Raw genomic sequence first — 10863 nt, 5'->3', positions numbered from 1 at the left:
TCACTGCCCAACAACGCAAGAGCCTCACAGTCGCTGCCAATAATGCCGTGAGAGGCCGCAAGTGTTCCCATGAGGAGTTGATCAAGCGTGCTAATTCCAGAGAGGGAATCATCTTGAATACTTCCACTTATGAACGGCAACTTTCTTTTGAGCTTGTCAAACGAGGTATTCCCTTTGTTGCTCAAAAGGCCATCGACAAATATAACATCGATTTCCTCATCTTTAATACCATCGCCTTTGAAATCTTTGGTGGTGGCTGGCATTTTACGGGCGGCCACGCCATCAGATTCAGAAGCCGTGATAAATTGCTCAGAGATAGTGGGTATGTTCCCGTCTATTGTGTTGTTTCCCACAAACGGTTTGACCCTATCACTATATGCGATTACTTGGTCGGACTTCGTGATATTTTTCGCCAAAACCCATCCTCTCGTAGTGAGCAATATGTGATTCGGGGTAGTGGTGATACTTCTGCCATTCTTAGTGCTAAGCTTAACGACCTCGCCTGAGTAATTCATCTTTGTGGCAACTTTAACTCCATCAGCCAATACTTTAGTATCTCCTAGCACGCAATTTACATGGGCATCTGGTATTCTGCCGTTATCGTTCCAAACTGAGTGCTCCCAACCTAGCACTTCGCCATCATCAGTTTTAACGGTGTCATTAAACGCTTTGCCTAACTCTACTGTTTGCCCTTCCATAGCTGCACAAATTGGGCATACCTTGTTATCGCCAGAAGTACGCCAGACTAGCTCAACATTCAAGCCGTATTTTTCTGCTAAACTTTCATCTTGTTCTAAACGCCCGGAGCGAATAGCATATAGAGTTTCATTCCTAGCGATAAGCTCCGCTCTAGTCCTTGGCATAATTTGTGCTAATTTTGTTTTAATCTGACTAGCCGATAAAGATTCCGAGCCAGCCAAAGTTTCCTCTACGAGCTGTTTAGTATATTCGTCGAAACCTCTTACGAGTCGATTTGCACGAAGCGATATGCGCTCTTTTAGTGTTTCAGAAACATAATACTGGCCTTTACTAACTGTATTTAAGATCTCATTTGCGACATCTCCCTCAGCGAGCAGAGCGAGTGCGTCTGCGCCTTGTTTTTCGCCATTACGCGCGTCTTCTTCAAGAATTTCAACCATTCTTTCTATAACGTATTCAACTTTCATAGACTCTTTATCCTGGTCTATAATAGAATCTGCTAATGCGATAAGTAAATCATAAAGCTTTTTTTCATCTGCCGTCATTTCTGGCAAAGCGTCTAAAGAATGCCTGCAAGAACATTTATTTTTGCAGGCATGATCTTTTAAACCTGATTTATCCTCGGCTTTTTTATCAACGGTGGCTTCTATCGCTGCGGGCTTAGAATAATCTATATTTACTGGAGCATTCAACCCACCAGATATAGCCTTAATATACATACCATTAGCAGCCGGTCTCCACGAATCTGGCAACCCAAGGGCATCTACCGCGGCATCGCCAGAGGCACCCGCCGAAATAAGATTTTCTAAAGCTTCGCTTCGGATCCTGCCAATCTCAGCTTTTGCTTTTACTCTTTCTGTCAGTTCGGGTATCTCTAAATCAAAGCTAATTCCATAGCCAAGGCCGCCACCTAGGATTCTTTCTAATTCATGCTGAAATTGGTTCCAAAAGCTAATTAACGCTGGATAAACTCTACGTTTAGTAAATTGGTGGTCTGACAATTCTGCATTATCGTATTTCGCGCTAGAATCGTCTCCAAGCAAGAAGTTCGAAACTCCAACAGACTTATTGAGTCGGTCATTTACAATATCTACGATTTCTTTAATTGCCAATGTAGAGTTATTGCCTTGGATTGTTTTAACTTCTACTTGGTCTACACTTTGCCCCGTATCGTTATCGAATTGTCGCCACGCAAATATAGTTTTATTATGATTTCTAGCGCCTTTTAATTTGTTTTCTAGTTCTCGTCTAGTAGATTCGTATTTTTCTTTAGAGCTAGCTGTAATAAACGTAATAGTAGCTGGAATAGCACCGTTTTCAAAATAAGCTCTTTGGTATTGAGCAATCAAATCATCTATTTGCGCCCAAACTCTTGCAGCAGATGCCGGCGAAACGCCTTTTTGAATATTTCGTGGGCTACGGCTAAATCTCAGCCTCATCACCTCATCTTCTTCAAGAATCTTAATACCCTCAGTAGTTAAAACCTGCCATTCCCAACGTCCATAGCCTAAATAAATACGGCACTCAGGCGGTATTATCGTATAAGCTTCTACTTTACCAGTTTTAGTTCTCCAAACATGAATATCCAATTCGTCTTCTGTTAGCCAAGTAGCGAACATTATATCAGCAAATTCCGCCCAGCCCATTTCATCATTAGGATTCTTCAGCCATGCTAATTCGGGAGTTTTTGTTATTGGCAATTTAGTTCCTCTATCAGTTACACCATACGGAAAAACAACTTTCATTTCATCTATTAACGGTCTAACTTGGGCAAATAAATTTTCGTAATCTGAACAAATTGGGCTTAAAAAGAATTGGTTTGATAGCTCTTGAGCAAAGTCTCTTGATTTTTTACGTCTGACGGCATCTTTAAAATTACTTAGCCACCCCATCTTTTTCTCCTTTCTTTTTCGGTTTTATGAATTCGTCCAAAGTCTTTGTAAATTTCGTTCCATCAGTAAAAAATGGCAAACCACCAATTCCTTTTTCAAATACTGCGGTATGAATTAAGTCTTTACCTTCTTCAGAAGCAAAACTAACTTTACGGACATTTAAGTTTTTATCAAATATTAGTTTTTTGAGCTTTTTTCCTTTATCGCCACATAGTATGCAATCCTGATAAACGCAAATTATTTCTTTATTCTTTTTCATTTATACCTTCTAACGCACGATTTATATATTTTTCTATTGCACCGTTTGTAACATCTGACAAGCGATTCAAGCCAGTTTCGCCGCTTACAAGATAAGTTTTCAAAACTACTTTATCATCTACACTTAATTTTTCACGAATAAAGTTCTTTGCAAACTCGTCGTCAAAACAAGTCGCCAAGACTTCATCGGCATACCTAATGTCTTCGGCCGTATCAAATTTTATAGCTGAAAGACGCAATTTTTTTTCAGCGTCAATTTTAGGCTCGCACTCATGACCTTTAAAGTCTATGGGTTCGAGTCCGTTAAAGTGTAACATCGCTCTTTGCTCCTATTTAGCTAGTTCTAGCATATCATATTTGAGCCATGAGCGCAATTCACTGTCAATATAATTTTCGTGCAATTCAGATTATATTTTCAGCTATTCTCCAAATCCCCAATTTCCTCCGAATCCTCGTTTTTCACAACTAAAATTGGATGCGCTTCTTTGCCATGTCCCTTATCGCATAAGATAATGCGTCGAGGTCGTGATCATTACCGTCCTCAGGCTCGTCTAGCCATTCTCCAGTAGAGCGTTTTCTTCTCCAAGCATAAGACAAGTACTCTTTCTCTAGGTCTTGGTCGCTCTTTAAGTAGTGGATGATTCTACGTTGTACTAGCTCGATATTATACCGTTTGCCGTTCATCTTCTCACCGGCTGTCTTATCACAAGCTATAGCCCGGAGCCCAGACCGCTTCATCTCGGCGATTATCTCAGGGCGTGCATTATCGCAGACAGCCAGCGCTGGCTCTAGCTCCTTCATCTTTTCCACAAGCTCAGGAGTGAGAAGGCCTTTTTCGTATATCATAGTTTCTGCAAATATTTCATGATTCTCGTTCTCGTAGATAGCCACCACGGCCGTAGGGTCGTTCGAAAAACCAAAGTCCACCCCGTAACGTTTCAAAATATAGCCATCTGGTTTCTTTGGTTCTGCTATCCAGTTTTGATACACATTGCCCTCTAGCGTTCCGATTTGCCCCATTCCGTACACTACCCACCAGTTAGACGGTTCTTCACCAGGCTTCGGTTTACGACTTTCAATATTATCTTTTTCCTGCTTATCTAAAGCTTCATTATCGTTATAAGTTAAAATTACAAACGAAGTACGGTCTTTTTGCTTTTCTACCAGCTCCTCATGAGCCCAGAATTTGGCGCTGGGATTATAATCTAAAAGCACGAAATCCCTCGTACGACTAGCTAGTTGGTCGAAAGTTTCATAGTCGATACCATTGGCCTCATTCACGAACAAAACATCACGCCTCGGTCCACGAGAGGTCATATTATCAACGCTTAAGAACTCAATTTGGGAGCCATTGTTAAAAGTATAGATTTTGGCAGATTTATTAAAGCATGATTCGTCCCACCTATTTGTTTCTACCATAATTTTTTTAAAATCACGCATCACGCCGGTAGCAAGATGGTTGTAGGTCATACCAGCTACGGTGATGAGAGAATTGGGATAGCTCTCTGCATAGCCCACTAGTAGTATCATGATTGAAAAAGTTTTACTTGACGACATGCCGCCTTGTATGACTTTATAAAATGTCGGCTCAAAAATTAAAGCTTCGATTTTTTTAGTCGCCGTAGTTCTGGCTATCATCGCCCGTCCATCCGCTTGCCCTTATTGCGCGGCCTTGCGCTTCGGCTTCTTCTGGGGTTTTATAAATCTTGCCTTTACTGCCCCATCTATAACCAATAATTTTCCCTCCGGCACTTCTAACTGCTATTACTGGCATTTTTGCTCCTTTCTTTTAAAGTATTCTAATTAAACCTTTATTTGCTAATTCTTTAGCTCTTGGAATTGTAACTTCCCATGCAGGTGTCCAATTAGAAACATTTTGTTTTAATTCTAGATCATAAAAGCTTTTTAATGCTTTTACTTTTATCTTTTCTTCTTTAAATACGTATTGGCTAGGTTTTTTCACTAATAATTTGTCCCAGCCATCTTTTCTAAATTTATAATCAAAATCTTGTTTCGGTTCAAATATCTTTTCAGCTATTTCATTAACATTACTTGCATCATATTCCAATACTAACTCAGCTTCTTTTGGTATTTTTAATTCTTTAGCTACCGATAATGGCGTCCTCACTATGCGTAGGCCATAGCCCAGCGCTTCATTTATAGAGTAGCAGTATGATTCCATATCATTACTCAACTGTAGCAGCCAATCCGCGTCTGCTATAAATGGCCGCACATCGATTCTTGGCCGCATTAAAGCTACATTCTCAGAAGGTATAGTAAAATTAACAGTGTTTGTATAAATCGTCCATAAATAATGGTTGTCGGTCTTTTGGCAATAATCGTCAAGCGCTTGGATCAGCTTTAGGGTTCTTGCCCCGCCTTTGACTTTATCGTCAAGCCGGCAAGCCGAAATCAAACGCATTACTTTGCCTGGCTTTTCAAGACTTATAGGGTTATAACATAATTCGGGCTTTATTTCTTTGCCTAAATACTCACCATATTTTTTTAATTCTTCGCATGCATATTTGCTAACACCAATCCAGCGAGTTAATTTAGGGTGCGTTAGTGGCGGCACTTGGTCTATTTGTTGGTAAATAGCGTGGCAGATAAATATATGTTCTTTAGCTTCAATTTGTGGCAGCGCTTCTAAATTAAAATTATAAAAGGCTCTCTCGGCATAATATTTTTCATTTGGCTTGCGCCGGATACATTTTACCAGCTTTTTTAACCGCATTAGTTGGTCAAAATCTGCTTCGTCATATAGAATCGCTAAATCGTATTTATAATATTTTTTGGCCATTTCATACAAGAATTGTTCTGTACCTCCGATTCTACTTATTCGTCTGAAATAATAGATATTGGCTGCAGTTTGTTTCATAAAGTGATTATAGCACAAAAAGGGGCATAATCGAACGTGCAGCCACATTCCTTTACTATGTCCCTTTTATGGAGCGCCTGCTCATTCGAGTCCCACTACTGCTAGTTGAGTGGCTTAACACTATCGTGTCAGGTGCTACCTACATTATACCATGTTGGGGACATTTATGTCCTCAACATAAAAAGAGCCGCCCCGAATGTATAACTACCTTCCAGTGGGCGGTTCTTTTTACAGCGCTGATTCTCTCGTTGGCCATTACCCAACTTTACAGGAGGAGAGACTCCCTCAGGCTTTCCCTGACTCGTCCCCAGGTATGACAAGGGGCATCTTTATTATATCACAAAAAACCTCGGCGGGAACGAATCCAGACCGAGGCACTGTACAGCTAGTGACGGCTCCGAAGATACATCACAGATGTGTTCTTATTATATAACAAAAAGCTTGCTTATTCGCCATTTTTCTTGCGTTCGCTTAGATCTACCAATGGCTTTGGCGCAGTAACGGTTGTTTCTATTTTTTGCTTGGGCTGACCATATACCTGGTTCATCATACCCTCAATTTCTTTCCATTGACCTTTGGCAATACAAGTCGCCAGCTTACGCTCGAATAGTGGCGCATCAGCATTTTGTGCCAGCGAACGGAGTTCCGCCTCGGATAGTTTCAGCATCTGCTCCAGCTTAAAGCGCGCCGACGCTTCAATATCCCAAAATCCTTCTCGCCTTTTGTTACCATTTGGCTGGCCAAACTGTCTTTCTTTTGGTGGTTTTTTGTATCCTACCTCGTAGTCTTTTGTTGCCATAGCTTTACTCCCTTTCTAAAATAATTTTCTTGTCTACACTCTTTGCTACAATACTGTGCAACATTATGTTTCGACTTAAAACTTTTGCCACACAATAAGCATTTCTTCTCAATATATGGTCTGTTTTTCCAAGAGATTGATAGTTTTTCAGAGCGTTCTTTTTTCTTGCTTTTATTCATCCACCATTTCCCATAATCCTGGGAGTTATAATCGATGAGTTGCTTTCTGCATTTCTCGTTGAATTCAGGGTCTACATTCCGCCTATTCTCGCTAAAAGTCGCCAATCGTAAGTTTTCTATTCTGTTATCAGATCTATTCCTGTTTATATGGTCGATGACTTTATCCACTGGTATATCGCCATAATAATACTCCCAAACAGCTCTATGTAAGTATTTGACTCCAGATTTGCTTGTTTTCTTATCTGTCCTCTTACTTCTCCGGATTTCATCAGATATAATCTTTTTTTCAGCCTCAATAAGGCACTTTTCTATTGCTTGATGCATTTTTCTATCTGGCCCATAGTTTGTAAGCGCGAAAACAGTTGAATCTACGGCCTTATACAGCTTTTGTTCCATCTTGCCATCCTTCCTCGCTACCAGTCGTGAACTTCCAGTAGCGTTTTCTAATTACATCGCAGTACTTCGGGTCTAATTCCATCATATAACACTTGCGTCCAAGTTGCTCGCAAGCGATAAGAGTTGAGCCAGAGCCGCCAAATACATCTAAGACAGTTTCGCTATCCTTTGTAAAATCTTTTAATACCTCTCCGAGCATTTTAATTGGCTTTTGAGTTGGGTGAACTCTTTGTTCGTGTTCACCCTCCCTAATCATACCATTCCAGAGTTGTTTATAAATTCTAACTGGTGTATGAAAACTACACCAAGCCATCTCGCCGTCTGCAAAAGTATTCCTAATACCAGTATCGCCTCTTTTATCCCATATTAGCCATCCATCGCTAAAATCTAAAAAATCTACAAAGTAATTACCACCCCAAATTATCATTTTCTGAGAAAAGTTTTTCAAAATATGATAAGATTTTTCAGCCGTTTCTGTCGTATCATCTGCAATAACTTTTGAATATACCCCTTTTTTTGCTACGCCAAAATCAGCACCAACTTTGCCACCATCACTTACCACATCTACTCCATACGGCGGGTCAGTAAACGCCATGTCAGCCTTCTCGCCATCCATCAGAATAGCCACGCTCCCAGCGTCCGTGCTATCGCCACACATTAGCCTATGTTCGCCGAGCTGGTAGACCTTACCAAGCTCACTATCCGCAGGCTCCTTTTCATTCACTTCCGGCGCTTCATCTTCGACTACTTCTTGCTCTGGCTCTTCCCAATCTAAATCCAATCCCCAATCGCTCAATTCTTGCGTATCCCACTCATTCGCCAGCGCATCCATATCCCAATCACCATTACTTACATTATCACGGATGATTATTCCACGTTCTCTAGCCTCTGTCAGCCCTTCCAAAAGAAAAGTCGGTACTTCCTCCATCTTGAGCGCTTTAGCCGCCTCATAACGCTGATTTCCGGCCAATATGACCAAATCGCCGGTTCTGTTGCTTAAAATAATCGGCCTGGCCTCAAAATAGTCAGGATTATCCTTGATTGACTTCTTAAGCCTTTCCATATCGTCTTTTTTTATTGTCCTCGGATTGTTTGGTAGCTTCTTGAGCTCCGTTAGTTTCCGATAGATGATTTCTTTCGCCATATTCCTCCTGCTTTTACTTTATTCCAAAGGCTTTACCTTCAACTATATCGCCACCTAGTACCATTTGATATATTATCTCGCCAAGCCGATCATAAACATCACTCAAGTCGGCCGAAATGGTATCTAGGCCCAGATCGCTAGCTCGTTTTTCAAGCACCATACAATCTTTTTGAAGTTCGTATAACTCGTTAAATCTATTCATTCTTCACCTCCGCAAGTAAATTTGTATGGCGGTTCAAGAGTTGGCTCTTTCGAGTAATAAGGGTTCAATGGCGTTGGTGGGTATGTAGGTACAATCCTCCCTGGGCACTTGTTTTGGAGCTTGACAAGTTCTTTTAATAGCTCCACTTCGGTTTCTAAATGCATAACTCTTTTCTCTAGCTCATCTATTTTGCTCATTCTCCACCTCCTAACAATTCTAGGTTCTCGTGCACATTTCCAATGACCTCAAGATATTTGTTAATTATTGGGCTAAAGTGCTCAAGGGAATAATCTCTTAGAGAGTCTGCGTCATAAGCAACTATTTCGTATTCTGCATATTCTTCTGAATACATTACTCTCCCTATTGGGTAAGTGTCTTGCGAATAACATTTAATTATATCCCCCTCATAGATCTCTTTGCCGTTCTTGTCTTTAAGCCCAGTGGACTGTTCCCAAATCAAGTGTCTATCTGGATGCCATTTTGGTAATCCTTGAAACTCTGTCGTTTCACCACCAGTTATGTCAAACCCATAATAAGTTAGGGCATCTTTATCACTCTGGCATAGCCACTCTTTTCTATAATCATCCCAAATTCGCATATTCCAACGCGATGGGGCATTCAAGTCTTTTGGTCTACTCATTCTTCACCTCCTTTATAAATTCTTCTTTTGAAAAACTTTTGCCTAACATATAATGACCTGCAATTTTTATCACTCGTTCATCTTTCTTGATAAGGTCAGCTACATCATCAGAGTATTTGAAGTCTTTTCTTTCAAATAGTCTACCGTAATCCTGCCCCTCTAGGTAGAGACAATAGTTATTTGTGCATTTTTTATCGTATTCAAACGCTGTAACTTTCCCTATTTCTGGAGTGCCTGAAGCATCGTTATACCTAATCCATCCGCCAGGTTTTATGTCTTTAATCCTCATTTTTTACTTCCCATATCACTTATACCACAAGCTATCGTAAAACAACAAATAATAGCTGTTATACAAATAAGTAATAATTTCGCACCACTAATCATTTTTCAACTCCTTTCTGATTCTGTTTTTCCCAAATTACGTCCATTTCGTCGTATTCCTGCCAAAAAGCCTCTTCCTTATGAAGCGTTATTTTTGCATCGGAAAACCCCGGGATACTCCAAAATATCGGCCGTCCGAAACTGTAAATTCTTATATTTCCATCACATAACAAATCCATATCAAATTGCGTTCCTTCGTCCAATGGTGAAAACAGCCAATTCGATATATGGTCTACTCCACGAGCAATAACTACTTTCTTCACGGCTTTTCTATTATTGCCCATTACAAGATAACCACACTCGAAACAACGAAATCCCGAATCATGCTTTTTTGTAGTGGGTCTAAAATATGGTTCCCATTTATTCATTCTTTACCTCCTTCTTTGGAGAAGACACTAGGTATTTACCATCAGACTCTATTCTCGTGACATACACTCTTTCATTCATGTTTTTTATAACCTCACGTCCAATTTCTTCTCTTATTATTACCTGACGATGTTCCCATGTTTTTATCCTTGAATTTAGATTTTCAATCTCAAACCGTAACTTATTATTTTCTAACTCTAGGTCGTATAATCTTTTATAAATTATCCTGAAATGAGATAACTTTTCTATGAACTTCATTCTTCACCTCCAATCTCTTTAATAATTAGTCTTTCTTGTTCAACCCTGTCTTTATCAAACGCATCTTGTACTTGTTTCTTTAAGTTCTCTATGTCCATTATTCATCACCTCCAAAACAAACCTCTAAATCCTCTTGCACGGCATCACAACAAAACCACTTTGCAGGCATATCGGCGTTGATTTCTATTTGGAACTTGCCTGGAACTATATCTAATGAACCTGTCCCTGGAGTTAATGTAAACCTAAACCCTTTATCTTTCAACCGTTTCCAAGCCTTGAGTTTTTCCACTGCTTTCTCAGCTTCCTCTCGTGCCTCAAAGTAGTTGCCGATTTCTTTTTGATATTTTATATATGTTTCGTCCTCTCCTTCAGGATCAGATGGTATATAACGAAGAACACCACCATTCTCATTGATATAATAAAACACCTTCGGTTTATAATCCTCCCACTCGTCATTGAGCTCTTTTATGGAGTATCCATCCTTGCCCAATATTGGTTGGATAGAATCTACTATTGCTCCAGTTTCCTTATTTTTTAAGCGCATAATGCCTCCCATCTATAACCGCCCGCTGTTTTGCGGTGCTTATTTATACATGAATTGATATTCCCATGATTTACGCATATAAGACACACGATCCCGCCAATTATTTCGATCATTTTAACTCCTCCATAGAATAAAGCATCAGAGCAAATTTTTGAACTTTTAATCTATTTTTTAATGATAAATTATTAAACCAGGCTTTTGTTACCATCTTGTAACTCCTTTAATCC

General features: G+C 39.9%; 16 protein-coding genes. All 16 read right to left on the bottom strand.

Annotated elements, in window-relative coordinates; genetic code table 11:
• On the bottom strand, positions 1 to 2591 hold a 2591-nt coding region (locus ACKI61_RS07880; protein WP_407457198.1), incomplete at its 3' end, for a phage portal protein.
• Positions 2575 to 2850, bottom strand: coding sequence for a hypothetical protein (locus ACKI61_RS07875; protein ID WP_407457197.1), 276 nt, complete (start codon positions 2848 to 2850; stop codon positions 2575 to 2577). The genes ACKI61_RS07880 and ACKI61_RS07875, both read right to left, overlap by 17 nt.
• Positions 2837 to 3166, bottom strand: coding sequence for a hypothetical protein (locus ACKI61_RS07870; RefSeq protein ID WP_407457196.1), 330 nt, complete (start codon positions 3164 to 3166; stop codon positions 2837 to 2839). The genes ACKI61_RS07875 and ACKI61_RS07870 overlap by 14 nt, the downstream gene beginning before the upstream one ends.
• A 148-nt stretch (positions 3167 to 3314) precedes the next feature.
• Entirely contained in the window at positions 3315 to 4487 is a 1173-nt protein-coding gene (locus tag ACKI61_RS07865; RefSeq protein ID WP_407457195.1) for a PBSX family phage terminase large subunit, read from the bottom strand.
• Positions 4462 to 4623 carry a hypothetical protein gene (locus ACKI61_RS07860; RefSeq protein ID WP_407457194.1) on the bottom strand — a complete coding sequence of 54 codons (162 nt, stop codon included), beginning with the start codon at positions 4621 to 4623 and terminating at the stop codon, positions 4462 to 4464. The genes ACKI61_RS07865 and ACKI61_RS07860 overlap by 26 nt, the downstream gene beginning before the upstream one ends.
• A 15-nt stretch (positions 4624 to 4638) precedes the next feature.
• The gene (locus ACKI61_RS07855; RefSeq protein ID WP_407457193.1) at positions 4639 to 5727 is read right to left on the bottom strand and encodes a hypothetical protein; all 1089 of its coding nucleotides are present in this window, start codon (positions 5725 to 5727) and stop codon (positions 4639 to 4641) included.
• 445 nt (positions 5728 to 6172) lie between these two features.
• Complete coding sequence (locus tag ACKI61_RS07850) at positions 6173 to 6526, bottom strand: hypothetical protein (RefSeq protein ID WP_407457192.1); 354 nt, start codon at positions 6524 to 6526, stop codon at positions 6173 to 6175.
• Positions 6502 to 7101 (bottom strand): HNH endonuclease signature motif containing protein, encoded by a 600-nt coding sequence (locus tag ACKI61_RS07845; RefSeq protein WP_407457191.1) that lies wholly within the window; start codon positions 7099 to 7101, stop codon positions 6502 to 6504. Before ACKI61_RS07845 ends, ACKI61_RS07850 begins: the two co-directional genes overlap by 25 nt.
• The gene (locus tag ACKI61_RS07840) at positions 7082 to 8245 is read right to left on the bottom strand and encodes a DNA modification methylase (RefSeq protein ID WP_407457190.1); all 1164 of its coding nucleotides are present in this window, start codon (positions 8243 to 8245) and stop codon (positions 7082 to 7084) included. Before ACKI61_RS07840 ends, ACKI61_RS07845 begins: the two co-directional genes overlap by 20 nt.
• Positions 8246 to 8258: 13 nt before the next feature.
• Positions 8259 to 8447 (bottom strand): hypothetical protein, encoded by a 189-nt coding sequence (locus ACKI61_RS07835; protein ID WP_407457189.1) that lies wholly within the window; start codon positions 8445 to 8447, stop codon positions 8259 to 8261.
• Entirely contained in the window at positions 8444 to 8644 is a 201-nt protein-coding gene (locus ACKI61_RS07830) for a hypothetical protein (RefSeq protein ID WP_407457188.1), read from the bottom strand. Before ACKI61_RS07830 ends, ACKI61_RS07835 begins: the two co-directional genes overlap by 4 nt.
• Positions 8641 to 9087, bottom strand: a complete 447-nt coding sequence (locus ACKI61_RS07825) for a YopX family protein (protein WP_407457187.1) — start codon at positions 9085 to 9087, stop codon at positions 8641 to 8643. Before ACKI61_RS07825 ends, ACKI61_RS07830 begins: the two co-directional genes overlap by 4 nt.
• Positions 9080 to 9376: a hypothetical protein gene (locus ACKI61_RS07820; RefSeq protein WP_407457186.1), complete on the bottom strand. Its 297-nt coding sequence runs from the start codon at positions 9374 to 9376 to the stop codon at positions 9080 to 9082. Before ACKI61_RS07820 ends, ACKI61_RS07825 begins: the two co-directional genes overlap by 8 nt.
• Positions 9377 to 9467: 91 nt before the next feature.
• Positions 9468 to 9836, bottom strand: a complete 369-nt coding sequence (locus ACKI61_RS07815; RefSeq protein ID WP_407457185.1) for a hypothetical protein — start codon at positions 9834 to 9836, stop codon at positions 9468 to 9470.
• The gene (locus ACKI61_RS07810; RefSeq protein WP_407457184.1) at positions 9829 to 10092 is read right to left on the bottom strand and encodes a hypothetical protein; all 264 of its coding nucleotides are present in this window, start codon (positions 10090 to 10092) and stop codon (positions 9829 to 9831) included. The genes ACKI61_RS07815 and ACKI61_RS07810 overlap by 8 nt, the downstream gene beginning before the upstream one ends.
• 97 nt (positions 10093 to 10189) lie before the next feature.
• A complete protein-coding gene (locus tag ACKI61_RS07805; RefSeq protein ID WP_407457183.1) occupies positions 10190 to 10636 on the bottom strand; it encodes a hypothetical protein in 447 nt (148 codons plus the stop codon).
• Between the last annotated feature and the right edge of the window lie 227 nt (positions 10637 to 10863).

The organism is Fibrobacter sp. (assembly GCF_045601785.1).
Lineage (GTDB): Bacteria > Fibrobacterota > Fibrobacteria > Fibrobacterales > Fibrobacteraceae > Fibrobacter.
Note: the sequence above shows the minus strand (reverse complement) of the source record. Positions and strands in the feature narration are given on the sequence as shown.